27 protein-coding genes are annotated in these 25,794 nt (G+C 50.9%); 14 read left to right on the forward strand and 13 right to left on the reverse strand.

Annotation, left to right across the window (positions count from 1 at the left end):
- Positions 1-174: 174 nt before the first annotated feature.
- The 6 genes from RHK62_RS05580 (at position 175) to RHK62_RS05605 (ending at position 5,139) form a co-directional block, all read left to right on the forward strand.
- Positions 175-1,626 (forward strand): RecQ family ATP-dependent DNA helicase, encoded by a 1,452-nt coding sequence (locus RHK62_RS05580; RefSeq protein ID WP_310453425.1) that lies wholly within the window; start codon positions 175-177, stop codon positions 1,624-1,626.
- A gap of 120 nt (positions 1,627-1,746) precedes the next feature.
- Positions 1,747-2,445, forward strand: a complete 699-nt coding sequence (locus RHK62_RS05585; RefSeq protein ID WP_206201386.1) for an FxLYD domain-containing protein — start codon at positions 1,747-1,749, stop codon at positions 2,443-2,445.
- A gap of 35 nt (positions 2,446-2,480) precedes the next feature.
- A complete protein-coding gene (locus RHK62_RS05590; protein WP_206201387.1) occupies positions 2,481-3,266 on the forward strand; it encodes an HAD family hydrolase in 786 nt (261 codons plus the stop codon).
- A gap of 65 nt (positions 3,267-3,331) precedes the next feature.
- Positions 3,332-3,613 (forward strand): hypothetical protein, encoded by a 282-nt coding sequence (locus RHK62_RS05595; protein WP_206201388.1) that lies wholly within the window; start codon positions 3,332-3,334, stop codon positions 3,611-3,613.
- A gap of 150 nt (positions 3,614-3,763) precedes the next feature.
- Complete coding sequence (locus tag RHK62_RS05600) at positions 3,764-4,330, forward strand: DUF2808 domain-containing protein (protein WP_206201389.1); 567 nt, start codon at positions 3,764-3,766, stop codon at positions 4,328-4,330.
- A gap of 122 nt (positions 4,331-4,452) precedes the next feature.
- Positions 4,453-5,139 (forward strand): 1-acyl-sn-glycerol-3-phosphate acyltransferase, encoded by a 687-nt coding sequence (locus RHK62_RS05605; protein ID WP_302679039.1) that lies wholly within the window; start codon positions 4,453-4,455, stop codon positions 5,137-5,139.
- A 6-nt stretch (positions 5,140-5,145) separates the two neighbouring features.
- On the opposite strand, the gene RHK62_RS05610 is transcribed toward RHK62_RS05605, so the two are convergent.
- Positions 5,146-6,519, reverse strand: coding sequence for a 1-acyl-sn-glycerol-3-phosphate acyltransferase (locus RHK62_RS05610; protein ID WP_206201391.1), 1,374 nt, complete (start codon positions 6,517-6,519; stop codon positions 5,146-5,148).
- A gap of 26 nt (positions 6,520-6,545) precedes the next feature.
- On the reverse strand, positions 6,546-7,445 hold the full coding sequence (hslO, locus tag RHK62_RS05615; RefSeq protein WP_206201392.1) for an Hsp33 family molecular chaperone HslO: 900 nt from the start codon (positions 7,443-7,445) through the stop codon (positions 6,546-6,548).
- A 139-nt stretch (positions 7,446-7,584) separates the two neighbouring features.
- On the opposite strand from hslO, the gene mazG reads away from it, so the two are divergent.
- Positions 7,585-8,706: a nucleoside triphosphate pyrophosphohydrolase gene (gene mazG, locus RHK62_RS05620; protein ID WP_310453522.1), complete on the forward strand. Its 1,122-nt coding sequence runs from the start codon at positions 7,585-7,587 to the stop codon at positions 8,704-8,706.
- Here the strand turns inward: mazG and RHK62_RS05625 are convergent.
- The 3 genes from RHK62_RS05625 to trxA are packed head-to-tail and all read right to left on the reverse strand — an operon-like array spanning position 8,703 to position 11,017.
- Entirely contained in the window at positions 8,703-10,451 is a 1,749-nt protein-coding gene (locus RHK62_RS05625; RefSeq protein ID WP_302679040.1) for an ABC transporter substrate-binding protein, read from the reverse strand. The genes mazG and RHK62_RS05625 overlap by 4 nt on opposite strands.
- Positions 10,451-10,672, reverse strand: coding sequence for a sulfur carrier protein ThiS (gene thiS, locus RHK62_RS05630; protein ID WP_310438426.1), 222 nt, complete (start codon positions 10,670-10,672; stop codon positions 10,451-10,453). The genes RHK62_RS05625 and thiS overlap by 1 nt, the downstream gene beginning before the upstream one ends.
- Before the next feature lie 21 nt (positions 10,673-10,693).
- Positions 10,694-11,017 (reverse strand): thioredoxin, encoded by a 324-nt coding sequence (gene trxA / locus RHK62_RS05635; RefSeq protein ID WP_310438425.1) that lies wholly within the window; start codon positions 11,015-11,017, stop codon positions 10,694-10,696.
- A 207-nt stretch (positions 11,018-11,224) separates the two neighbouring features.
- Here trxA and psaX point away from each other — a divergent pair, with 207 nt between their 5' ends.
- Positions 11,225-11,335 (forward strand): photosystem I protein PsaX, encoded by a 111-nt coding sequence (gene psaX, locus RHK62_RS05640; RefSeq protein WP_081711791.1) that lies wholly within the window; start codon positions 11,225-11,227, stop codon positions 11,333-11,335.
- 180 nt (positions 11,336-11,515) lie between these two features.
- Here the strand turns inward: psaX and RHK62_RS05645 are convergent, their stop codons facing one another.
- From RHK62_RS05645 to RHK62_RS05665, 5 genes are all read right to left on the reverse strand, one after another.
- The gene (locus tag RHK62_RS05645; protein ID WP_206201395.1) at positions 11,516-11,884 is read right to left on the reverse strand and encodes a YccF domain-containing protein; all 369 of its coding nucleotides are present in this window, start codon (positions 11,882-11,884) and stop codon (positions 11,516-11,518) included.
- A 547-nt stretch (positions 11,885-12,431) separates the two neighbouring features.
- A complete protein-coding gene (locus RHK62_RS05650) occupies positions 12,432-12,926 on the reverse strand; it encodes a hypothetical protein (RefSeq protein ID WP_302679042.1) in 495 nt (164 codons plus the stop codon).
- 41 nt (positions 12,927-12,967) lie between these two features.
- The gene (locus tag RHK62_RS05655; RefSeq protein WP_302679043.1) at positions 12,968-15,454 is read right to left on the reverse strand and encodes a dynamin family protein; all 2,487 of its coding nucleotides are present in this window, start codon (positions 15,452-15,454) and stop codon (positions 12,968-12,970) included.
- Between the two features lie 102 nt (positions 15,455-15,556).
- Positions 15,557-17,230 carry a mechanosensitive ion channel family protein gene (locus RHK62_RS05660; RefSeq protein WP_310453427.1) on the reverse strand — a complete coding sequence of 558 codons (1,674 nt, stop codon included), beginning with the start codon at positions 17,228-17,230 and terminating at the stop codon, positions 15,557-15,559.
- A gap of 76 nt (positions 17,231-17,306) precedes the next feature.
- Positions 17,307-18,041: a glutathione peroxidase gene (locus RHK62_RS05665; protein WP_302679045.1), complete on the reverse strand. Its 735-nt coding sequence runs from the start codon at positions 18,039-18,041 to the stop codon at positions 17,307-17,309.
- Positions 18,042-18,288: 247 nt separating this feature from the next.
- Here RHK62_RS05665 and RHK62_RS05670 point away from each other — a divergent pair, with 247 nt between their 5' ends.
- From RHK62_RS05670 to RHK62_RS05680, 3 genes are all read left to right on the forward strand, one after another.
- Positions 18,289-18,915 (forward strand): hypothetical protein, encoded by a 627-nt coding sequence (locus tag RHK62_RS05670; protein ID WP_310453428.1) that lies wholly within the window; start codon positions 18,289-18,291, stop codon positions 18,913-18,915.
- A 62-nt stretch (positions 18,916-18,977) separates the two neighbouring features.
- Complete coding sequence (locus RHK62_RS05675) at positions 18,978-19,232, forward strand: hypothetical protein (protein ID WP_206201399.1); 255 nt, start codon at positions 18,978-18,980, stop codon at positions 19,230-19,232.
- 21 nt (positions 19,233-19,253) lie between these two features.
- Positions 19,254-21,071, forward strand: coding sequence for an HMA2 domain-containing protein (locus tag RHK62_RS05680; RefSeq protein WP_310438423.1), 1,818 nt, complete (start codon positions 19,254-19,256; stop codon positions 21,069-21,071).
- Positions 21,072-21,089: 18 nt separating this feature from the next.
- Here RHK62_RS05680 and RHK62_RS05685 read toward each other — a convergent pair whose 3' ends face one another.
- A complete protein-coding gene (locus tag RHK62_RS05685) occupies positions 21,090-21,266 on the reverse strand; it encodes a hypothetical protein (protein WP_302679048.1) in 177 nt (58 codons plus the stop codon).
- 63 nt (positions 21,267-21,329) lie between these two features.
- Here RHK62_RS05685 and RHK62_RS05690 point away from each other — a divergent pair, with 63 nt between their 5' ends.
- Positions 21,330-21,461, forward strand: coding sequence for a hypothetical protein (locus tag RHK62_RS05690; RefSeq protein ID WP_255451698.1), 132 nt, complete (start codon positions 21,330-21,332; stop codon positions 21,459-21,461).
- Between the two features lie 203 nt (positions 21,462-21,664).
- Entirely contained in the window at positions 21,665-22,828 is a 1,164-nt protein-coding gene (gene speY / locus RHK62_RS05695; RefSeq protein ID WP_286649814.1) for a homospermidine biosynthesis protein, read from the forward strand.
- Here speY and RHK62_RS05700 read toward each other — a convergent pair.
- Positions 22,825-23,571 (reverse strand): metal ABC transporter ATP-binding protein, encoded by a 747-nt coding sequence (locus RHK62_RS05700; protein ID WP_302679049.1) that lies wholly within the window; start codon positions 23,569-23,571, stop codon positions 22,825-22,827. The two genes, speY and RHK62_RS05700, sit on opposite strands and share 4 nt — an antisense overlap.
- Positions 23,568-24,518, reverse strand: a complete 951-nt coding sequence (locus RHK62_RS05705) for a metal ABC transporter substrate-binding protein (protein WP_310453429.1) — start codon at positions 24,516-24,518, stop codon at positions 23,568-23,570. Before RHK62_RS05705 ends, RHK62_RS05700 begins: the two co-directional genes overlap by 4 nt.
- Positions 24,519-24,578: 60 nt before the next feature.
- Between RHK62_RS05705 and RHK62_RS05710 the strand changes: the two genes are divergently transcribed.
- The gene (locus RHK62_RS05710) at positions 24,579-25,757 is read left to right on the forward strand and encodes a peptidylprolyl isomerase (RefSeq protein WP_310453430.1); all 1,179 of its coding nucleotides are present in this window, start codon (positions 24,579-24,581) and stop codon (positions 25,755-25,757) included.
- The last annotated feature ends 37 nt before the right edge of the window (positions 25,758-25,794 follow it).

Consider the following 25,794-nt stretch of genomic DNA (forward strand, 5'->3'; position numbering starts at 1 on the left):
GGTTCATCTCCATAAGCGTTTTACACTTCGGCAACAGTGATAGGCCTAAAGGGTCTTAGGCATCCTAGGATTTCTTGCTTAAAATTATTCTAAATTCACTCCTCTTGCTGTTCCCAGAAGACTGTGCCGCTTTTTGCAACGCTGAGACTTCTCATCAAGGCTTAAGCCAGTGCAATGCCGGATGCCGATTTAGATCTCATACAGGCCGCCCTACAACAATACTGGGGCTATCCTGAGTTGCGATCGCCTCAAGCAGAGGTGATGACGGCACTCTTACAACGGCGGGATGCCTTAATTGTCCTCCCTACCGGAGCGGGCAAAAGTCTTTGTTTTCAATTGCCAGCAGTGCTTCAGGGCGGATTGACGCTGGTGATCTCGCCGCTGCTTGCCCTCATGGAAAATCAGATCACTGAATTGCGGCAACGGGGTCTTGCGGCAGCAGCCTATCATAGTGAACTGCCCAGCCGCCAACGCCGCCAGATTCTCTCGCGCCTAACCCACTACCGCCTGCTGTATCTTTCGCCGGAGTCCCTATTTTCCACCCCCCTTTGGCAGTGCCTCTGTGCAGCACCGATTCAACTCAATGGCTTGATTGTGGATGAAGCCCATTGCCTTGTACAGTGGGGCGATCGCTTTCGACCCGTTTATCGTCGCTTGGGAACGGTGCGGCCTGCCCTGCGCCAATGTAAACCGCTGCACCCCCGGCTGGCGATCGCTGCTTTTACTGCTACCGCCGATCCCAATGCCCAACGCACCCTCATTGAGGTTTTAGGTCTAGAGCAGCCTGTGCAGATCATTCACAGCCCCTATCGTGCCAATCTCCATTTAGCCGTACGCTCTGTGTGGAGTCGGGGGTATCGCCGCCATTGTCTCCAGCAATTTCTCAAGCAGCAGGGCAGAACCTCAGGCTTGATCTATGCCCGCACTCGCCGCGACTGTGAAACCTTGGCCACTTGGCTTCAGGAGCAGGGGTACCGCACCACCGCTTACCATGGCGGACTGCCGGCAGCACAGCGACGCCAAATTGAGAGCGATTGGTTGCAGGATAAGCTACCCTTTGTGGTCTGTACCAATGCCTTTGGTATGGGGGTGAATAAACCCAATGTGTGTTGGATTTGCCACTATCAGCCACCCCTGCAACTCAGTGAATACCTCCAAGAGGTGGGACGCGCTGGGCGAGATGGCCAACCAGCACAGGCACTGGCCTTGGTGAGCGATCGCTGGGGTTTAGATCGCGAAGATCAACAGCGTTGGCACTTTTTTCAGCGCCAAAGTCAAGATACTTACAATCGTGCCATGGCACTTCAGACGCATCTGCCCCTCAGGGGTAATCTTCCGCAACTGCGACAACACTTTCCTGAGGTGGAACTGACCCTAGCATTACTGCATCAACAGGGGGCACTCCGCTGGCAAGACCCTTTTCACTATTGCCGTCAACCCTTAGCACAGGTGCCACGGCCGCCCAAAGACACTCAAGAACAGTTGATGCAAGAGTTTCTCTATCACCGCGGCTGCCGCTGGCAGTTTCTCCTCCAAGCCTTTGGTTTTGCCACTGAGGCAGGGGGATTGCGTTGTGGCCATTGCGATCGCTGTCGGCCTGCGAACCGTACCTGTAAAATACCGTGAATTCACAGATTGGTATCACTGGGACTTTGTGTACACTGGCACATAGAACGGTAGGTTTACCATCGGTAGGTACAGGTTTCCCAGCAGTCATTCTGTTGCCACAGGGTAGGGGTTGTGGGCATGGGGCTACTACAAGTTGAGCAAATTCGCGAAACACTTCAGGATGTGCTTTCAGAACACGCCGTTGTTGTGCAGGTGAACCAGTTTCGCAACCAATTAAACATTGTTTTGAACAAACCCCCCGGCACCGTTGCCCACTATTCTGCCTTGGTGGGTCTCCTCAAATCCCGCTTGGGACAGTTTCACCTCGACGATATTGCTCGCATTAAAATTATTGGCCGCATTCAAGGTTCGCCTAAACCCGATTGGGAAGAGGTCATTGATCTACGCCCCCCCAACCCAGCCCTAGCTGCCCCTGTGTATGCTTCCTCGGCTCCGTGGGTGGTGGCGATCGCCGCTGGGGTTGTGAGTTTACTAGTGATCTTTAGCTATCATCTCGGTCAGTGGCAGCAACAGCAACGCATGCAGCACTTGATTGGCGGTACCCTTGCGCAACAAGGCGTCACTATGGCCGATTTTAAGTGGCACATCGAGGGCGGTGCACCGTTTATTGTGGGCGTTCTGAAAAACTACAGTGAAGAGCACTTGCGCATGATTCAGGCGGACTTTGAACTTTTTGACAAGGCAGGGCAGCGGGTCGGCGCCGTTTCGGTACAGGTTTATGGCCTTGGCCCTGAGGAAACTTGGCACTTCCGTGAACCCGTGGGCAATCATCAGGCAGTGCGAGCACGACTGGTAAAATTACAGTCATTCCATTAAGTTTTCCCCTAAAAGGGGTAGAGTAAAAACCCTCTATGGCTCACCTCAACGCCCTGATTTTTGACGTGGATGGCACCTTGGCGGACACTGAGCGGGATGGCCATCGCATTGCCTTCAATAAAGCCTTTGCTGCGGCAGGCCTAGATTGGGAGTGGGATATTCCCCTCTATGGTCAACTGCTGGCGGTGGCGGGGGGTAAGGAGCGCATGAAGTATTACCTTGATTGCTTTCGTCCCGATTGGCCACGTCCCCAAAATTTGGATGCCCTGATTGCCGACCTGCACAAGGCGAAGACCCGCTACTATACGGAGCTATTGGCAGAAGGGGCGATTCCCCTGCGGCCGGGGGTGAAACGGCTGCTCACTGAAGCCCGTGAAGCAGGATTACGTTTGGCGATCGCCACCACAACCACCCCTGCCAATGTCACCGCACTCCTTGAAAATGCCCTTGCTGCTGATGGCGTCAGTTGGTTTGAGGTGATTGCCGCTGGGGATGTGGTGCCCGCCAAGAAACCTGCGCCCGATATTTACTTCTACACCCTTGAAAGAATGCGCCTCTCGCCCCAAGAGTGCCTTGCCTTTGAGGATTCCGCCAATGGGATTCAGGCAGCCACCGCCAGTCGCCTAGCGACCATTATCACGATCACCGACTACACCAAGGATCATGATTTTCGGGATGCAGCGCTTGTCTTGGATTGCTTAGGGGAACCCGACTACCCCTTTCAAGTGATTCGCGGTGAAGTGGGCTGGACCACCTATGTGGATGTGCCCCTATTGCGATCGCTCCACCAACAGTGGACAAGTACGTTGAGTCACCGATGATTTTCTGGCCACAGCGTTTTACAGTGAAGAATATACGAACCTAGCCTGAGTGATTAAAGAACGCAATGTACACGATTGATTTAATTCTGCGTCATGTCCCCATGCCCGTGAGCATTGAACGCAAGGAAAGTGCCGCAGCGACAGCAGTCTATCAGCAAATTCAGCAGGCGATGGCCAGTGGCACCCCGACTGTCCTCGAACTGACGTGCGATCGCCAAGTGGGCAAGAAGTTAACTGTCCTCACCTCAGAAATTGTGGCCGTACAGATGGCCGATAAGGATGCCCCCTCCAGTGTCGCCAGCCGGGGGGGATTCTTTGCTCAGTTGGTGCAGCAAACCAGCAATTAAGTAAAAATCTCTCAATAAAGTTTAGTTTTTCTTCGCAATGGTGAGTCTTTGCCGTTAGGATACTAAGCAGACTGATCCGTAGGGGAACGTTGAGCGAATCCTCCCCGTCTGAAAGTCAGGTATCTGTGGTGTGTCGTAATAGGGTTGTCTATGGTGAAGCGTTTCCTACCGGTTCTGATTCTGTTGGGGTGTAGTCTTGGTCTTGTGACCCCTGCCCTTGTGCGAGCCCAAGTCAATCAGGGTTTTACCTTCACTTGGGGAGATGGTCCCAGTGGACGGCAGCAACTCCAGTACCATTTAGAAAACGGTACGCCCGGCTTTATGGGCGATCGCTACTGGCTGCGCTTGGGGGAACAAAAAGTCGCGATTAATCGCATTAACATTACTTATCCCGATTACTACAACGGCATTATTGATCCTAGGGGTATCGAGGTACGGGTGGGGGGCGATCGCGGGAATCGCTTTTTTCAATTCCGCCGTAATCTTGGCCAAAAAATTGAACTAGCGGAGGTGTCCCTTGACCGCGATAACCGCGTCATTGACATCGTACCCGCAGAGGTCATTCCCGCAGGCACGCCCGTGCAAGTGATCCTCAACAATGTGCGCAATCCCAATCATGGCGGGATGTACTACTTCAATGCGCGCATTGGCTCCCCCGGCGATATTCCCCTGATGCGTTATATCGGGACTTGGATTCTGAGTATTGCCAATAACTAAGCCAATAACTCACTGGAACTCAATTTGCCAATTTGCGAACTGGTTCGCCATCCCTAGCCAGATTGGGGCGATCGCCCGAGGCTAGTCTTTGTGTGTCACAGCCGGTTCACTCTTCACGCCTGATGCTAGATTCTGTCAAGTCTTCATTCCCCCACATTTCGCCTCTCCTCACTCCCCTGATGTACCGTCTGGTGGGGGATATTGTCCTGCGGCGCTATTTTCGTACCCTTGAGGTGCAAGGGCAGGAGCAGATACCCAAAAGGGGGCCCGTGATCTTGGCACCCACCCATCGTTCCCGTTGGGATGCGCTCATTATTCCCTATGTGACGGGACGGCGGGTGAGTGGACGCGACCTCTACTACATGGTCTCCCACGATGAAATGCTGGGACTGCAAGGCTGGGTAATTGGTCAGTGTGGTGGTTTTCCCGTCAATACCCAAGCGCCTTCGGTGAGTGCCTTGCGGACAGGTGTGGAACTCCTGCGGCGGGGACAGGCCTTGGTGGTCTTTCCTGAGGGCAATATCTTTCGCGATCGCCAGATTCATCCCCTAAAGCCGGGCTTGGCGCGTTTAGCCCTTCAGGCAGCTCAGCGCTGTCAAGAAGCGATCCAGATTCTGCCGATTTTACTCGATTATGCTCAGCCCTATCCGCAGTGGGGAAGCGAGGTCAAGGTGATCATTGGTGCTCCCTTGAGTACGGGCAATTACAATGTTACCCACCCCAAAAGTGCTGCCCAAGAACTGACGAGTGATCTTTTGAGGGCACTGCAGCAGCTTCAAGAGGGGCGATCGCTCCTGTGTTTGGCTTGAATCCCTCTAAGAATCCGTAGGCACAATTAGCGCTTCAAATTGCTGGCGAATCTGGTCAGTGACTTCCTTAACGGCCTGTCGTGCCCCTTGGCGATCGCGACGATACAGCGGCCAATAGCTCTCTAAATTGAGGGGGTCTCCGACACTGAGGCGCACCTGCCGCAAGCCCACCAAGCGATTCACATTGGGGCTTTTTCCCTCTAACCAATCAAACGTCCGCCAGAGGATCAGTGCCACATCGGCAAAGCGATCAATCGTGAATTTCTCACGGATATAGCTACCCGTAATCGAGGTAAATCGCTCCGCAAGACGCATATGACGTAATCGCACATTGGCTTCCTCGGCCAACCAATCGGCTAAACAGCGCTCTACGGCAGACAGTTGTGCCAAATCACCGCGAAACATCCGTTCCCAAGCGGCCTGTTCAATCCGTCGGCAGCGACTCACAAAATCTTCACTGGCCTTAAGACCAAAGTAGGACTCTGCCACTACAAGGGCACTGTTGAGGAGTCGCTGAATCCGTGCTGCCAATTCGGCATTGGGGGAGTCAAAGGGGGGCAGTTCGGGAAAATCTTGGCGGTAGGACGTGGCATAAAAGGTCTCTAGGCGATCCAGCAGGTGCATCGCTAAATTGAGCAGGCGGCGGTAGAGGTCCTGCGGTTCGGTACTCTGAGAATTGGTGGGGCAGCCAAGGCGGTTCTCCAGTTGTGCCATCAGCATGGCCATGCGTTCCCAAGAGGGCTGACTGAGGCTGTACTGAATGCCAACGGGGAGAATGACCACAGGGAGCGATCGCCCCGCCTTCGTCAAATCTTCCAGACACCAAAATCCCAGTTGTGCCACGCCCGGCTCTAAAGGTGCGACCAGTTCATTGTGTTCATTCGTTGCCCCCTCCGGCGCTGCTGCTAGGGGAAATCGTCCCTCCAAGAGTAACTCCCGTGCCGATCGCAGGGCTTGGCTATCGAGCTTGCCGCGCATGATGGAAATCCCCCCCAACCGTGAGAAGAGCCAACCAATTTGCTCCCCTGCCCAGAGGGGAATCCCGCGATCGTAGAGAAAATAACCATTCGTGGGGTGACGCAAGCGAATGCCCAGCCGCCGTGCTGTTTGCGGCAATAGATGCCACATCAAATAGCCCATCACCAAAGGATCATCCGTACAAGGATGGCGAAAGGCAATGAGGAGCCGCACCTGTCCCCGCTGAAACTGCTCGTAATAACGGGCAAGGGTCTCGACATTCACCCCTTCCACCCGATTGAGACCAAGGCCGTAGCGGATGTAAAAGGGCAGGAGCCGTGCCGCCGTCCACCAAACTGGATAGCTAAACCGCTGGGGGAGAAAATGCAACGGGGGTTGGGCAGTCGCAACCACACTGGACATGACGCAAACTCCTCAGAAACAAGGGTTTAGACTGAGGCAGTGGCCAACTCCGCAATCAACTGTTCCAACATCGGCTGATCCGCCCAATAGACAGCATTACAGAACTGACAGGTGGCTTCCGCCTTCGCCTCTGTGGCTAGAATATCCTTTAATTCTGCCTCCCCTAGGAGCTTGAGTGCCGCTAGCATCCGTTCATGGGAACAGCCACAGTGGAAGCGCACCATTTGCCGTTGGGGCAAGAGTTGCAAGTCCATATCCCCAAGGAGTTCCTGAAAGATATCTGGCAGTGTCCGCCCCGCCTGTAGCAGGGGTGTAAAGCCCTTGAGATTGGCCACCCGTTCTTCAAGGGTGGCGATCAGGTGTTCATCATTGGCAGCTTTGGGTAGCACCTGTAACATCAACCCACCGGCGGCAGTCACCCCGGCCTCTTCAACAAAAACGCCTAACATCAGGGCTGAGGGGGTTTGCTCTGAAGTGGCGAGGTAGTAGGTGACATCTTCGGCAATTTCCCCGGAGACAAGCTCCACCGTACTGGAATAGGGATAGCCGTAGCCAAGATCGTGGATGACGTAGAGATACCCCTGACGCCCCACTGCCGCACCCACGTCCAGTTTGCCCTTGGCATTGGGGGGCAGTTCAACACTGGGATACTGCACATAGCCGCGAACCGTGCCATCGGCACCCGCATCCGCGAAAACCGTTCCTAGGGGGCCATTGCCTTGAATGCGCACATTCACCCGTGCTTGGGGCTGTTTGAAACTAGAGGCGAGAATTAAGCCAGCGGCCATGGTTCGTCCCAAAGCAGCCGTGGCAACGTAGGAGAGTTGGTGGCGTTGGCGGGCTTCATCGGTGAGTTGAGTGGTAATGACGCCCACGGCACGGATGCCTTCAGCCGCAGCCGTTGCTCGCAACAGAAAATCTGCCATGATTAGCCTAAAGAAATGTTTCGTTACACTTAGTTTATCTCCTTTCAATTGACCCTAAGGGCAGCCACCTGACGGGCAACATTTAGGAGACCCCTAGCAAGAACATCAGGAAATTGGCGATGATAGGCAAACAATCGTGATGCAGCGTCCAGTGATTGCGCCTATGGCCATGTCCTTAACTGTTTTGTCGGCGGCAACTGTCTTGGCAGAAGCAACAGAATTGCCTGAAGGGGGTCTGATTACGGAGATTCCGACGCTGGCGATCGCCCACCGCTTAGCACACCACCTCCGCCACCACTGGCCTTTAGAGACACCCTTGACACTCATTGACGCCCAACACCAGAGCACACTCCTCACCCTTGGCGAATTGGCAGAACTAACAGAGGCCACCTGCCCGCTACAACTGTATGTGCCACCCCCCCTACCAGAGGCACTGATTCAATTTCAACGCTTGATTGACGTGGTTCGAGAACTGCGCCATCCTGAGCGAGGCTGCCCTTGGGATTTGCAGCAAACACCCACCACCCTCATTCCCTACGTTCTTGAGGAGGCCTATGAAGTTGTCCATGCCCTTCAAGAGGGAGACACCGGGGCGATCGCCGAAGAATTGGGAGACCTATTGCTGCAAGTCGTGCTCCAGAGTCAACTGGCTCAAGAAGCCGATCAATTTACCCTCGCCCAAGTTATTCAAGGGATTACCGATAAGCTGATCCGCCGCCATCCCCATGTCTTTGGTGAAGTGGCACTCACCACTGCGCAAGAGGTGCGCGATCAATGGGAGCAAATCAAAGCGGCTGAAAAAGGGACTGAAGACCGCCTCCCCCTGAGTCAAAAGCTGCAACGCTATGCCCGTACCCTGCCCCCCCTGATGGCGGGTATGAAAATTGGTGAGCGAGCCAGTCGCGCTGGCCTAGATTGGCCAACCATTAGCGGTGCATGGGAGAAATTTTACGAGGAGCTGGCGGAGTTTCAGGAGGCCCTTTTGCAAGGGAATGCCGAGCAACAGGCTGCGGAATTGGGAGACCTGCTCTTTAGTGTGATTAACCTTGCCCGCTGGTGCCAACTAGATCCTGTGAATGCCCTGCAACAAACCTACCAACGCTTTATCCAACGCTTGGAGTGTATTGAGGCGGCCATCGATCGCCCCCTTGAAACTTACACCCTAGAAGAACTGGAAGCCCTATGGCAACAGGCCAAGGTACAGTTAGCCGCAGACAACCGAACCGAAGTGCCACCGGAGACCAAACCCGAAGAGGCCTAATCCATGGCTGCCATTTCCACTTTCAGTTCATCGAGATTCCACAGGGCACCCCCCAGCGCCGTGGGATTCGCGCCCACCACATGATTGCGAAAAGCCGTGAGGGAGAGGGGATTCACCAAGTAGATAAAGGGGAGATATTCCTGAGCCAGCCGCTGGGCTTCGGCGTAGATTTGCTTGCGGCGTTCTAGATTGAGTTCCTGTGCTCCCTGCACATAGAGATCACTAATGCGCTGCTCCCAGTCGGCCACCACTCGACCCGTGATCGGCGGTTGGTTGGGTGCCGGTTGCTGATTGAACGTATGCAAAAGGCCATCCACGCGCCAGATATTGGCACCGCTATTGGGTTCATTGCCACCCCCCGTAAAACCGAGGATATGGGCTTCCCACTCTAGGGAATTGGAGAGACGATCCACGAGGGTGCCAAAGGCCAAAAATTGCAGATCCACCTGCATGCCGATCGCCCCCAAGTCCTGCTGAATTTGTGTCGCTATCGCCTCACGGATTTTGTTGCCCGCATTGGTAATCAGTGAAAAGCGGACGCGGTTCCCTTGAGCGTCAAAGAGGCGACCTTGATTGTCGTAGCGGAAGCCTGCCTCTTGCAGTAATGCCTTGGCTTTGGCCACATCGTAACGGTAGGTGGGCAGTCCCTGCTCTGGGGAGAAGTAAAAGGGGCTTTGTACGGGAATGGTGGAATGTTGGGGCGCCCCTAGGCCTTGGTAGATGTTGTTAATCATCCGCTGGCGATCGAGGGCATAGGCCACTGCCTGACGGAACCGCACATCGTTAAACCACTCGGACTTCACGGGATCCACAAGGGGCTTGCCATTGCGGCGACCGCGATTGAGATTAAAGGAAAGGAAAAGGGTATTGGGACTCGGCCCACTGTTGTAGATGCGAAACTGGCCGCGCTTTTCTTCCCGCTTGAGGAGGGAAAACATCTCAGGGGTGACGGCAAATAGATCCAGACCGCCCGAGCGAAATTGCAGCATGGCGGTGTCGGTGGATTCCACAATTTGCCAAATAAAGCGTTCCAGATGGGGCAGGGGCGATCGCCAGTAGAAGGGATTGCGCCGAAAAATCAACCGCTGGCTATTCACATAGCGATCCATGACAAAAGGGCCATTCCCCACAATCTGCCGCGGATCCGTATCAGTTCCCCACATGGACAAAAACTTCAATCGCCCTTGGCTATCCCGTTCTCGTACCGCTTGCCGCAGCAGATGGGCGGGTAAAATCGGCAAGCCAGTATTGCGTAAAAACGGCGCAAAGGGTTCAGGGAGCTTAAACGTCACTTGGCGATCGCCTTGGGCGGTCACTTCGGGCAGCAGCCCCTTCTGGCCAATACGGAGAATATCGCGGCTACTGGTGGGAATCTCAGGATTGAAATAGATCTCATTGTAGGTGAAGACCACATCCTCACTGGTGAGGGGCATCCCATCCGACCATTTCAGATTCGGCTTGAGTTGAAAGACAATCTCGAGGGTTTCAGGCTTAATTTGCCAAGATTCAGCGAGGGCTGGCTCCAGCTCACCCGTGAGGCCATTTTCTTGAATTAACCCTGTATAAAGGTAGCTAAAGACATTGGGGGACTCTTGGCTCAGGGCATAGTTAAAGGTTTTTGGGTCTGAGGTGACGGCGGTCACCAATTGGTTGCCACGCGGCGTAATTAGGCCAGCACAGCTTCCGAGGCTGAGGGTGCATAGACAAACCAGTAGCGCAATTAGAGGCCATCGCCACCCGCGCATCAGCCGCCACCGACAATCGTGACAATTTCCAAGCGATCGCCCGCCTGCACATAAGTGGTTTCCCAAAACTGCCGATGTAAAATCTCACCATTGTATTCAATGGCAACAAGGCGGGGGTGAATGTTGAGCAGGTCACAGAGTTCTAGAATCGAGAGCGATCGCCTCAGGGTGCAAGGAGTGCCATTGACATGGATGACGATCGCTGGCTCAACAGGAACCATAGCAGTAGGGGCGTATCCAGCTTAGAGGAACTGGGCAAGGGTTGCTTCAATTTTGGTTTTGGGTACTGCACCCACCAAAATATCCACCTTTTGACCGCCCTTGAAAATCATCAGTGTTGGGATACTGCGAATACCGTAGTCGGTGGCCACCTTAGAGTTTTCATCGGTATTCACCTTGACAACCTTGACCCTGCCCTGATACTCATTGGCAATTTCGTCAACAACGGGAGCCACCATGCGACAGGGTCCACACCAAGGCGCCCAAAAGTCCACCAGTACAGGAATATCACTATTTAATACTTCTTCTTCAAAGGTGGTATCTGTAACGGACAATGCACTGGACATAAACAGAACCCTTATAACGAATCTGTAGCCTTAAAAATATACTCTAGCAACCTTTAGACCAATCTTGGGCTTTAGATTATTTTTTGATACCCTAGGCAGTCTAGCTCGCGGCTAGGTTTGATTTGCAGTATATCACGTCGCCCTCGGCATACAGGAGACTATCGGCGTATAATAGGATTGCCGTTTCCTATCCAGAGGATGTCAACTATGGCAACAAAATCTGCAAAACCCACCTACGCTTTCCGTACCTTTTGGGCTGTGCTGCTGTTGGCCATTAACTTCTTGGTTGCCGCCTACTACTTTGGCATCCTCAAGTGACGCTCATCCCGCTAGTGAAAGTCCCTGCGGGTGCGGGCAATCTGTTCATGCAGCTTTGCCACTTTCTGTTGAATCTTCTTCCAGTTGGCTGACCCAATCTGTTTCCGCTTCAGTCTGCGTTGCAGCAATTGAAGCTTGCGTAAGCATCGAGGGGGCACCCTAGCCCCCCATTACTGGTAATCACTTCAACTCACGGCCAAAGGGCAGTAATCCTAAAATCATCAGCTTGAAATGCTGCTGCGCAAAGGGCAGGCCAATAATCGTCACCGCCAAGAGCAACCCCCAAAAGAGGTGATTGAGGGCAATGCCCCAGCCCACAACCAAAAGCCACAGGATATTAAAGATCATCGTTAGGGTGCTGTTGGCATCGGGCGCTTCAACAATTTGCTTTCCAAAGGGCAATAGAGCACTCCAACCCAGTTGAATCGCTTTAATCCCAAAGGGAATGCCAATGATCGTCAGGCACAGCGTCACACCGCCCAGCATATAGCCAATGCCCGTCAGGAAGCCGCCAAAGATCAACCAAATGATATTGCCAAGAAGACTCATGATCCGCTGCTCTAAACATTACCTAAGCCTAGCCTAGCAAGTAGCCAGTCGAGGAATTCTGCATAGGCAATCTGAGTCTGGAACCATGACGGTGGCAGTTGTCCAAAATAGGTCATCGCAAACTCAACTCTCACATCCCGTTCATGGTTGTAGCGCTGTTGGGGTGTAAGTGCATTATCTTGGGGGGAAAGGCGCAGGAGTCGCTGCACCCTCTCGGCTGGAATTTCCTTTTGGAACTGTGGTGCTTGGTAGGCATAGGCCCTGTAGAGTTGAGGTCGCTCTGTAGGAAGCAGCGCTAAGCACCACTGCTGAACGATTTCTCGACACTGAGGTATCTGCTCCTGAAGAAGAGCGTGCGCTCGTGCGCTTCTTGAACCACTGCTAGGGAACCTTGCTTCAGTAACAGTTGTGACTCAAGTGTTTGGCAATTTGACCCATTGCAGCCTCACAGATCACTCCTCCTGTGCGTAGCAACTCACCACTAAAAAGCCCATTCAGAATGTCTGGAGTAACGTCAAAAGTGACTGTGAGCGGAAATTGTATGATGTTACCCTACCTTAGTAAAGTACCGATCAATGATTTCAGGATCAACTGCTTTTGAAATCTCTTCTACCGTTGCATTACCAACTAACTGAGAAAGTGCTTCTTCTAAATCAATCAAGCTTTTTGCTTTATTTCTGAAATCAATCGAGGAAACACTAGGATCTAGCTTGATTTTGACTAAAAAGAAATCTGTTTCCCTACAGTCTTTTTCATTTATTATTTTTTTATTTGTCCAAATTATATCGCAATCTTGGTTAGAACAGCTATAGATATATTTCACTTTCCGAAGGAGAAGGTTGCAACTTTGCTTATCTAGAGATTTACTAATATTCTCAATAAATTTACGATCTGATTCGCGAATTGCTAAAATCAGAAATAGATTTCTTTCAGAAGGCAAGTTGTTTTTTATGATATCTAATAAAATACTCCCAGCAACTAAAACTAATACTACACCTGCACTAATCACTAAAAGATTGAGACTAAAACTGAAAAAATTCATACCCTTAACCTTCATAAGACAGTAGATAAGCTAAACTCAGATTACACAGATTCAACCCCAGCTATTTTCTTTAATTTAGTCAGATTATCAATTATCAAATTATTCTGCTGATTTAAGTAATCTAACTCATCTTCATTTTTTTGTCTTTTTTGCTCTATTTCATGACGTTGGCTATCTAAGTATTCTATTGATGTTTCGGAAACTTGTTTTACTGTTTCTTGAATCCTTTCTCTTAAGTCATCTATTATTGCTGTAACCCATCTTGTGATCGCTTCAACAACTTTATTGTTAAATTCAGACGCCCCTAATGATGATTCCCAATTTTCATAAAGCTTGTTAATAATTGTTAGTTTTAAATCTTTGATTTCTTTTATTCTATTGTCACGATCAATACTAGAGCCAGCTGCTGCACCTAAGCCAAACCCAATAGCTGCACCAACCCCTGCAGTTGTAAGGCCAAAGATTAGACCTAGTAAAGCCCCAGTCATTCCTGCCAAGAATGCACCGCCTGCAGCAGCTTCCCCCGTGTCTTTAAGATTGGAAATAGGGATAGATATTCTTTTGGCTATTGACAAGTTTTTCAAAAGATCATCTACATTAGGATAAGATCGAGCAGCTTCAATACTAGTCTTAATACGTTCTGCAATACTCAATTGAGGTAAAATTTCATTTATTTTATGGATCAAGTTATCAAGAGTAATTTGGCTGTAGGAGTTAGCAAAGTTTTCAAGAGTGGAGCGATGGGCTTGAATGAGAAACCTAGTTCGTTCTTGACAAGCTTCTTCTATATCAAAATTAAGTACAATAATAGCTCCCTCAATTGCCTCCTCTACTTGGTTAATTATTTGATTTTTTGTGTTGTCATCCGCATCTAAAACATTAATTAGAATATCGATGCTTTTGTCAATAACTTCACTAAGGTTTTGGCAATTTTGAAGAACACGATTGAATAGATGGGGTTGAAGAATTTGCCTTAAATTATCGTATGACTTAGGTAAACTATGGCTATCATAATTTCTAGAGCCTCTCAAGTATTGATTTACAGGACTTAAAATTTCAATTGATAGATCTGTCTTGACTTCACTTGGAAAGTCAATTGTTTTAGTAACATTTCCTTGACACTGCTCAGGAAGTCTTAACTCTTTTATCTTGCTTCTTTTTTCAGTTTCAGTACTTTTAGATATCATCACATTACTTAACTGATTTAGTTTGTTACTGAATTCTTCAAAAGTTTCTTCTATCTTTTTTTGAATTTCTTTCTGTTTGGTTTCGATTTCTTGCTTTTCTTCTTCAATTTCTTCAATTGAGATTTTACGTTTAATTTCAAGAGCAGTACCTATCTCTGCTTGAAGATTTTTAGATTTGTTAATGAAATCTAATAAAATGGGTGCAAGAACACTTTGCCGAAATGATGACTGACAGTATTTACTTAAAGTTTGCCAAAATATCTTGCTGCCACTTATATTCAAGGCATAGTCTAAAAGTTTTTTAGATTCTTCTGATGTAAGTGCTGTTTTACGACGAGATTTCCGTCTTAGATCATCATAGAAATTAGCTATTTCTTCATTATATTTTTCTTCTCTTGTAAAAATGTTTGCACAATCATGCAGCAGGTTTTCTAGAATATCCAATTGATAGGCTGATTCTGAGTAAGCATGAATTAGCTGTGCATAGTAGAGGAATAGTGCTGTCATTGGAATGATTTCAGGTGGTGTGCCTAGCCCTAGGGTTGTTTGTATTTGTGCCTTCAAGTTCTGAATGCGCTTTTCTATTGAGTCGTCTTCACTCGTACGGCTATCTATCTTATTTAGAATGAAAATCATCATTTTGGGGTCTCCCCCAAACCACTCTACAATGTCTTTTAATTCTTTAAGAAGCGTTTCCTGTTTATCACTATCTGTTTCTTGATAATTAATTGTAACGATACTAAAGCAGCCTTTGATGGTATCCTGAATAAGCTTTAAGTTTTTTTGATCGTTAATTGATTCCAAGCCAGGTAGGTCAAGAATTTCGATGTTCACGCTCTCTGGTAGTCCAATTTTTAAGCGATCTATGACTGGCAAAATTGGGCAATAGACCTCAATTTCAGGGAAGGGAAGGTCGGACTCTACTTTTTTTCTTTCATGGTAACGAGTCATGCACTCCTTAATCTTACTGTAGATATCCTCATCAGTGAGGTTTTGCCAACCAATCGTGGGATTAATGACTAATCTATTTTGAAGGCTGTGATGAATGCGTAAAATTCCTGCACTCATTTGCTGTGCTTCAATTGGCGCAATTCTACGACCAATAAGGGCATTAACAAGGGTAGATTTACCTGAAGATGTAGTGCCAATAGTAGCAATGCGAAAGGTGGGATGTTCTAGCCGTTCTTTGGCTTCGGTGTAGGTATCGTAAAACTGTTGGAGTATTGCCTGTAAGTGAGGCTGGTTAAGAATTTGTGGATCGCGTTTAGTAATCTGGTTAACAGCAGTATCTACAGCCTTGAGGTGTTCGAGAGCAGCCTCCAAAAGACTAGAGATTTCCATGGTAGCAGTGAAGTACAACTAGCAATTTTGCTTGATTCTAGCACAGGATTTTTGGGATTGCCATCCAGTTTTAGAGTTTGTTAACGGATTCAATGACTTGAGCTATTTCGGTAGCGTAATGCGGAAGCCGGGGGGGAGATAGTCATCCCCTAAGTAGTTGCTGGGAATCGTGCTGGTGTTGCCATCCCGCAGTGCCAAGTAGCTTGGTGACATGATTTCGATACCCGCTTCGTTGCAGGCGTCTTGGAGGTTTTGATGCAATTCAGAAATGGTATAGCGTAGCCCCTTCCAGTTACGGGTGTAAACATTCAGCTCATAGGCGATGTGGTAGTCATTGAGGGCAATTTGCAACACAAAGGGGGCAGGATCATTGAGGATGTTTGTAGTGCGGCGACCCGCCTCAATCATGGCTGCATAAACGTCGCGCCAAGGGACATCATAGCCAAGGGTAATCGTAGTTTGCAAAATCAAGGGCTGACCCATTTCCCGAATGGCTACAGCGTAATTGATGACTGTGCTGTTGAGCAGTGACGAGTTGGGAACTGTAATCACTTGATTATTGAAGGCACAAATACGGGTGACAAGGAGCGTTTTTTGTACCACAATCCCCTTAACATCGCCGATTTGAATGAGGTCGCCCACCTGAAAGGAGCGAGTATAGATGAGAATGACGCCACCCACCACGTTGGCGATCGCCGAGGTGGAACCCAAGGAAAAGAGAATCCCCAAAAACACAGAAATACCTCGGAAGGCTGGGGAGTCAAAGCCGGGTAAGTAGGGAAAGACAACGACTGCCGCCAAAGCAATAATTAAAATTTGCAGCAGGTTGTAGGTGGGTTTTGCCCAATCGGTGTAGAAGCCCGGAATGACCAAACGCTCGGTTTCAAGGGCATAAAAAATCGACCGCACCCCTTTCAAGATGTAGTAGGTGATAGCCACAATGACGGCGATCGCCACCAGATTAGGCAGATAGTTGCCAATACTCGTGAGAATAAATTCAAGGGAACCCAAGAAGTGATTGAGAAAATTCTTGCCAAAGGCGCGTGTCCAAGGAAAGAGACTGAAAACAAACGTCAGGTACAGATAGAGGATAAATAGCAGCAGCGCCAACCGCGTAAACTGCAATATCCGCAATAGCCAAAGCTCAACCGTTTCCTGAGAAATAATCTCAAAATTTTGCAGGCGTAAAGGGGGAATCCGCTCGCCACCCCAGCGGCTTACCGGCGGGAAAATCTTACCGGAGATGCGAATAATCACTGAACAGAGGATCAGGGTGAGAATCGTTGTTAAAACTGCAAAAACAGTATTTTTGAGCAGGTTTTGGGGAACGCGATCTTGGCGATAACGGGTAATGGCCTCACGAATGCGCTGGGCGAGTTCAATCGCTATTTCTTCTTGCGTTTCTAGGCGATCGCCCACATCGGCTTTTGTAATGGTGACGAGCGGGCGGTTGTCTTGAACCACGCTGACATTGTCGCGATCGCCCACTCTTTTGATGGTAATGCTCTCAACGGGAATATCTTCATCCTCTGCCACTTGCAGGATACGGCGTTGAATCGCTGCCGCCCGTTCCTCGGGGGTAAAGGAGCCAATGCCTTCACGCACCTCAAACAAAACTTCGCCATCGAGGATCACTGGGTATTCCTGAATCTCAGCCGCCGCTGGGGGTACTTGGGCATCTTGCGCCATTGAAGGCCACTGTGCCTGCCCCACCACCAGTAAAAAAGCGAACAACAGGCACAGGAAAAAGCGTGTCCAAAAGCGTGGCTTTGTCATAGATGGCGGGGATGCAGGCAGTTCATTCTCCATTTTTGGGTGAAATCCTTGCCTGCCGCTGCTTTAGCGAAGATCCTTAACAATTGGTCGCTAGGTACTCTGCCAGTGCCTCCGAACCGCCAATGTATTGGCCGTCAATAAAGACTTGAGGAACCGTTGTTGCCCCTGTCACTGCTTGGAGCGATCGCAGGCTAGCCCCCTCACCGATGACAATCTCATCGTAGTGAATGCCCTTTTGCGCCAGCATGGTTTTGGCGTTGGCGCAGTAGGGACAGCCCCGCTTTGTAAAGAGAGAAACACATTGCCGCTTGTAGCTGGGGTTGAGGTAGCAGAGCATCGTTTCCGCATCCGAGACCTTAAAGGGGTCGCCGGGTTCTTCGGGTTCAATGAACATTTTCTCGATGACGCCATCCTTCACCAGCATTGAATAACGCCAAGAGCGCTTGCCAAAGCCAAGGTCTTCCTTATCAACAAGCATTCCCATACCGGCGGTAAACTCACCATTACCATCGGGAATGAGGCGCACATTCTCGGCTTGCTGGGTTTTGCCCCACTCATTCATGACAAAGGCATCATTCACGGAAATGCAGAGGATATCATCCACGCCACAGTTACGAAATAGGGGTGCTAATTCGTTGTAGCCGGGGAGATGGGTTGAAGAACAGGTAGGGGTGAAAGCGCCCGGCAAAGCAAACACAACAACGGTTTTGCCATTGAACAAATCATTGGTGGTGACATTGACCCATTGATCGCCTTCACGGGTGCGAAAGGTGACTTCGGGAACACGTTGCCCTTCACGGTTGGGTAGCATGGTGGAGTCCTCTACATAACCTTACTTCCTAAAGTGTAATCGTTATGACTTTGATTTGTCAAGCGACAATGGCTCGTTTTTGATCTCAGGTGCTCCCCTCTAACCTAGGAAGTGATCTACAGCCTTCTGATATGGTCTCCTGATTGACAGGCTATTTGGAAAACTTTGTGGCTTGACTCAAGTTTGCTATCGTACAGGTAGACTTACTCAGCGTACGATTACGACCACAACCTTTGGCAAGCTTCTGATGGACGAACTGCTTAAAACCAGCCAAGAATTAGCTGAACTGTTCCCTGACGGTGCGATTTTTATTGGCGGAATCGCAGTTTATCTGCATAGCAAATCCCAAGGTCTATTGCATCTTGCTGAAAGCAGTCATGATGGAGACTTCTACATCTCCCTTATTGATTTTGCAGATTTACGAGATTTGGAAGAGATCACACCAAACCGGCGCTTAAATAAGTATCAGCTCATTAAGAATGGATGGGAATTTGATGTCTATGTTGAAAGAAATAATCATCTCGCTATACCCTTTTGTGAGGTCAATGCAGAAAAAATAGTTATTGATAATCTGCCCTGTGCGTGTTTAGAGCATCTATTAATTCTTAAGTTAGATGCTTATTCTGACAGGTTTCATTCATCAAAAGGCGATAAAGATAAGCGAGATATTATTCGCATCTTAAACATGATGAAAAATCCAAGAATTGATATTTTGAAAAACTACTTAAATCAAGAAAAAATAAAACTCATTAAATTGGCAATTAGTGATAATTCAAAGTATCTAGAAATGTGCAAAAACAATTCTCAACAAGCAAGTGCATTACGTAAGTCAACACAGAAAAATAGTCAAATTTTGCTCGATTTAGAAGTATGAGAAAACTATATCGCGTTTTTATACCACCGCCAAAATATGAGAAAAGGTGTTACTCCTATGAAATGATTTATACACTTGAGGAAATATGTGAAAAAGCGGGCTACAAATTAAAAGTAACAGGATGCCTAACACCGAAAATAATTTTCGCAGAAAAAGAAAATACAATTGCTTTTGATCGAGAGGGAAATCCAATCTATATCGTAGATGTTAGAGGTATTGATTTGTCGAGACCTGAAGGGTGGGAAATGATTTTGGAAACATTAGCCTATGGCTTTATGGATTACGCCACACGAGAAACGGTGCGTCACCTGTCTTGATTGAACTTCATGGGAGCGTTGATGGAGCAGCAAATTGTCCACGCCACAACAGGACGGGTGCGATTTCGGGTGCCGCGTGTGCAGCGAGATTCGGCCTACGGAGAGTTATTGGTGCAGTTGCTGGAGTCTTTGGCCATTGTCGAGCGGGTACGGCTCAATCCCCAAGCGGCAACGGTGGTGGTGGAGTATCAACCCCATTTGCTCCATGAAGCGGCGGTCTATGAAAGTTTGAATCACTGTTTTCAGCAAGCCATGGTGGCCATGCCGCAGCCCTTGCCGGAGAGTGCGGCTCCTGCGGATGCGATCGCCCTTGAAGATTACGAAGCACAAGTCGAGGCCGATGCTCGCCTTGAAACCGATTGGGAACGCTTGGGTCTGCCCTTGGTGGCCTTGGGGGTCTCGCTCCTCAGTGTGCCCTTGGAATTGCCCTTCGCGGTGGTTGGGGCAACGGTCTTGGCCAGTGCTTGGCCGTGGTTTCAGCGGGTGGGGCATCAGATGCGTCAGGGGCATCCCCCGAATGTGGATTTGCTCGATAGCCTCTGGATGGCACTGCATACCGTCAATGGCCAGTTCTTAGCGCCTGCCTTGAAGACTGCCCTAGTGGGGGTACGGGCAGATGTGCGCGATCGCCAGCGACGACAACAGTTGCATCGATATCCCAGTGTCTTGATGGCTCACTACGAACACCTGACGGTGGAACGCCAAGGACATTCCCTGACGATTGAAAGTCAGGAGTTACAAGTGGGAGATCTCCTGTGGCTGCGGCCGGGGGATGTTGTGCCCGTAGATGGCAGTGTTGTTGCTGGATTGGCGGAAGTGGAGCCTGCCCATTTTGAATTCTCGCGACAGGTGTGGGTGTGTCGTCCTGGCGATGCTCTCTATGCCGGCTGTCAAATCCTGACAGGACAAGTCCAGCTGCGGGTGATGCGCACCGGTTGGCAAACGCGCCTTGGTCTCATTACAGATCTGCTACACACTGAACCGGTCTATGACAGTGCCCTTGCCCACCAACAGGGGGAATTTGCGCGCCATGCGGTGCTGCCAACCCTTGCCCTCAGTGGTGCCCTCTGGTTGGCTACGGGAGCCTATGGGCCAGCGATCGCCCCCCTACAATTTGACTTTGGCAGTGGTGTGCAACTGTCGCTGCGGACGGTAATGCTCTCGGCGCAGGTATTTGCTGTGCAACAGGGGATCTATTTACCCACCGCTGGTACTTTAGAGCAACTGGCACAACTAGAGAGCTTGGTGATTGATGCGCGCGCAGGTCTTCCCCAGCCCCAACGGGCACAAATCCTGATTCAGCAATTGCGACACCTTGGCCTTCATATCTATCTGCTGCAAGATCAAGGCTCGCCCCTTGAGGGCACCACAGATCTGACGAGCGATCGCCTCACCGATCTGCAGGCCTACCTCGTGGGTAAGCGGCGGCGGGTGGGTTGGATTAGCTTTGGTGACACCTGCTCCTGTCCTGAAGCCACATGGCTACCGATTCGCTGGCAGCCCCCTACCTTTGCCCCCAATGCCAAAGTGGTCGTTCTCTTGGATGGCGACTGGTCTGCCCTTGGCCGTGGCATGGCCATTGCCCGCGATGCCCTAGAGCGCACCTATCAAAATGTTGCCTTGATTTCTCTACCCAATTTAGCCGTTACCTTTGGCGGCATGTTTTTGGGCTTGCATCCTGTGGTCAATGTCGTTACCAACAACGCCACTGCCTTTATGGCCGAGTTTTGGCATGGAAACTCACCCCAGTTTCGTACCGCCCTATTGCCAAGTACACCAACGACCGTCCCCCTGCAACCGCTGCCCCTAGAATCCCCGCAACTAGCGGTGGCCTTATAGAGCGAGGCTATCCAAGCGTCAATAGCGCTGCTTCAAGAAGGTGAGCAGCGACCAAAGTCCCGTCAACCAACTGGCCATGGCAAGGATTAAGAAAATTCCTCCCGGCAGCATCGTCAGCCAACCGGTTCCTCGCAAGAGGTAGAGAATGAGGAAGACGGTGAAACAAGTACCAAAAACATAATAGGCACGGCGCACGGCAAATTAGGTAATGAAGTGTTATAGTGATCTCGTAATGTAAGGGCATGGGACTTGTCAACAGTGAAACAATTGACGTTGATGGGCTATCCCAACATCACCACTTGGTATCTCGAAATGGGGTTGCGCCAACGGCGAGCAGCCATCCCTGCACTCTCGGTTGTGGATAATTGCGAAGGACCGAGTATGAGCTGATCGGCCTGCAACTGGAGGTTCACACCGTTGTGAACTGGGTCGATCAGAAGTGTTGAGCACGTTCCGCCCTGTTACGGCACTTTAAGTTTTTAGCTATTCAAAATCATGAAACACCCCTCAGCGGGTTAAGCAATGCTATGGTTGGGGTAGTTCCCGCCTGAGCGGCCGCGCCTGCTGTGGAATTAGCTTGCGAGGAACGACCGATGTCTGCATTTGCTACCCCCATTACCCCTGCTCCCATTCCCGATAATATCAGCCTGACAGAACTCATTGATAAATACTTCACCGCCTATAACTCAGCACGGCTACGGGAAATTTGCCAATTGTTGAGCCAACGGGTGTTTCGGCCAGAAGTGACGGTTGGTCTGAGCCTCTCAGGGGCGATGACGCCTGCGGGTTTGGGAATCTCGGCTCTGGCGCCTTTGGTGCGCGCTGGGTTTATTGATTACATCATCAGTACTGGAGCAAACCTCTACCACGATATTCACTATGCCCTCGGCATGGATCTCTATGCGGCGCATCCTTTTGTCGATGATGTGCAACTGCGCAAGGAAAGCAAAATCCGCATCTATGACATTATCTTTGACTACGATGTGCTCCTTGAAACCGATGCGTTTTTGCGGCAAGTGCTGCGCAGTGAAACCTTCCAACGCCGCATGGGCACCGCCGAGTTTCACTATCACCTAGGGCGCTATGTCCGCGAACTGGAAGTGCAGCGGGGACAAACCCATTCCTGTCTCTTGGCCACGGCCTATGAGTGTGGGGTGCCCATTTACACCTCCTCCCCCGGTGATAGCTCCATTGGTATGAATGTGGCGGCGATAGCCCTCGAAGGGTCGAAACTGATCATTGACCCCGCCATTGATGTCAATGAAACCGCTGCGATTGCCTACTTTGCCCGCGAAGCCGCTGAAGGAAATGGTAAGAGCGCCGCTCTCATTATTGGTGGCGGGAGTCCGAAAAACTTCCTGCTGCAAACCCAGCCACAGATCCACGAGGTTTTGGGATTAGAGGAACGGGGGCACGATTACTTTATTCAGATTACCGATGCGCGGCCGGATACGGGTGGCCTCTCGGGCGCTGTGCCCAGTGAAGCCGTCAGTTGGGGCAAGGTGGATCCCCAAGGGTTGCGGGATACCGTAGTCTGCTACACCGATAGCACGATCGCTCTTCCCATCCTTACCGCCTACTGCCTCAATCGTTGTCAACCCCGTCCCCTCAAACGCCTCTACGATCGCCGCGGCGAAATGGTCGAACGCCTGCAGCAGCTCTACCTGCAAGCGCAACTTCAGCACAAGGTGAAAGACCTGCCCCCTGCAGCACCTGTAGCCACCTATCCCTGTGGTACGCCGATTCGTCGGGGCTAGTCACAGCGGCGGGGGATCCGCAGGGATCCCTCGAAGGCTCGCGCGAGATTTTCAGGGGTAAAGACCTCACTGGTGCGGCCATAGGCTAGGATGCTGCGGTTCACCAGCACCACCTGATCACAAAAGGTGGTAATCGAGGAGAGATCGTGGGTGGAGATGAGAATCGTGTGCCCCTTCTCCCGCTCCGCCATGAGGAGATCAATAATCAGTTTCTCCGTTTTTACATCCACACCCGCAAAGGGTTCATCCAAGAGCAACACCTGTGCTTCTTGGGCAAAGGCGCGGGCAAGGAACATTCGCTTCTTTTGTCCGCCGGAGAGTTCGCCAATTTGGCGGTGCCGCAAGGGCCACAATTCCACCTGTTCTAGACTTTCCCGTACCCGCTGGCGATCGCGCGCGGTTGGTTGGCGCAGCCAGTTCATTTTGCCATAGCGCCCCATCATCACGACATCCCAAACCCGCAGCGGAAACTGCCAGTCCACATCTTCACTCTGGGGGACATAGGCCACCAAGGACTGCCGTTGTACCTGCTGTCGGGGTAAGCCATGAATGCGCACCTGACCTCGGATCGGCTTGACAAACCCCATGATGGCCTTGAAAAGGGTGGATTTACCCGCCCCATTCATGCCCACCACCCCACAGATCGTGCCGGCGGGCAGTTGCAGCGTTGCCCCATGGAGGGCAAGATGGCGATGATAGGCCACCGTCACATCTTGTAAATCAATGGCAGGGCTAGAAATCATGAGGCTGTCCTCCCGGTGAGACCGCGAATCAGGGTGTGGATGTTGTAGCGCAGGAGCTCAAGATAGGTGGGGGCATTGCCCTCAGGGGACGATAGGGAATCCACATAGAAAATGCCGCCAAATGTGGCGCCAGACTCCCGCGCCACCTGTTGTTGCGGACCGGCATTAACCGTACTTTCGCAAAAGACAGCGGGAATCTGTTGCCGTCGCACAATGTCAATCACCCGTGTCATTTGTCGCGGCGTCCCTTCCTCATCGGCATTCACAGGCCAGAGATACACTTCCTCAAGGTCATAGTCCCGCGCTAGGTAGGAGAAGGCACCTTCACAGGTGACGATGTAGCGTTTGTTGGCGGGGAGGGCTGCTAGGGCTTGACGTAGCTCTTGATCAAGGGCGCGAATTTGGGCTTTATAGGCTGCGGCGTTGGCGGCATAGATCTCCGCGCCAGCAGGATCGAGGTCTGTGAGCGCTTTGCGAATGTTGTCAACATAAATCAGGGCATTTTGGGGTGACATCCAAGCATGGGGGTTGGGTTGTCCGCGGTAGGCATCCTCTTGAATGGGAATGGGGGTAATCCCCTCTGTGAGCGTGACGCGGGGCACATTCGGTAGGCTGTTGTAGAAGCGATCGCCCCAGCGTTCGAGGCCAAGGCCATTTTCTAAAATGAGGGCAGCTTCCTGTCCCCGCACAAGGTCACTAGGAGTGAATTCATAGCCGTGGACTTCCGCTCCCGCTTTAATGAGTGACTCCACCCGCAGGCGATCGCCCGCCACCGCTTGTGCCATATCCGCAAGGACTGTAAACGTGGTCAGCACCAAGGGGCGTTCATCCCTGTCGGTTTGCATTTGACCAGTTGTTTCCCGCTGCTCAGGCGCAAGAGCGGCACATCCCCCCACTACGAGTACTCCCACCAATAACCAACTCAGTTGCCGCATTGCATTTTCCATTTTCATAATCCTTTCATAATTCTCAGCCTAACACAGAAGCTTCAAGAAAATGAAATAAAAATGAAAAGCTCCCCCTTGGAGGGCGATCGCCCTGTCCGATACACTGGGGGGAGACGGTCATGGGAAGAAACGGTGAAACGACGCAAACGCTGGCTTGCTGTTTTGGTGATACTGCTCCTCTGGTTGGAAACCTTCCTGCTGCCGCCACTGGCGATCGCGCTGCCTGTTGATCATTCATTAATTGCTGCCCTGCCCCAAGGGAATGCCATTACTGATCCCAAAGCGCTGCTCCGTTGGGCCTTACCGATTGACAATCCAACGGTACGAGAACTGCAAAAGGATCTAGAACAAATCTCTTTTTGGGTGCGGGGCAAACAGTGGTCAAAAATTGCCAGTAACATCAGCAAGGCGAAAGCCATTGTTCGCGATCGCGCCGATGAACTGCTCAAAAGTATCCCTGCCGAGAAACAGGAGGCGGCCAAAACCCTCTTGGCGGAGTTAGAGACCTCCCTCGATACACTTCAGGAAGCCGCCAAAGCCAAAGATCGCAGCCAACTCTTGCCCGCTAAAGCCGCTGCCCTCGACAAAGTGGGGGACTTGGAGGCCATGATGGTACAAAACGTGAGCTATACGCCTCCCAAGGGCTACGAGCACCTGCCGCGATTGCTGGGCCGTGCCACCGTGGAAATGGAAACCACTAAGGGGAACCTGACGATTGTTGTCGATGGTTACAGTGCCCCCCTGACCGCCGGCAACTTTGTGGATTTAGTACAACGCCACTTCTACGATGGCCTCCCCTTTACCCGTGCTGAGGAATCCTATGTGCTGCAAGCAGGAGATCCCCCAGGGCCAGAGGTGGGCTTTATTAATCCAGAAACGAACCAATACCGTGCCATTCCCCTTGAAATTCTGGTGGAGGGCGACAAGTATCCCCTCTATGGCATCACCCTTGAGGATGCGGGTCGTTACCTCGAACATCCTGTGCTGCCGTTTGCTGCCTATGGCACCGTTGCCTTAGCCCGACCCAGTGATGATCCCAATGGTGGTTCCTCGCAGTTTTTCTTTTTGCTCTTTGAACCGGAGTTGACCCCCGCAGGACTGAACCTTTTGGATGGTCGCTATGCCGTCTTTGGCTATGTCGTGGAGGGAGAAGAAACCCTGCGGCAACTGCGCCAAGGGGATAAAATTCTCTCGGCTAAGGTGGTGGATGGCCTTGAAAATCTGGTACAACCGGCGTAGGTTAGGATGTCCAGTATAGACACCGTTGAGAGAGTGC

Source organism: Thermosynechococcus sp. HY213 (genome assembly GCF_031460975.1).
In the GTDB taxonomy this organism is placed as follows: Bacteria; Cyanobacteriota; Cyanobacteriia; order Thermosynechococcales; family Thermosynechococcaceae; genus Thermosynechococcus.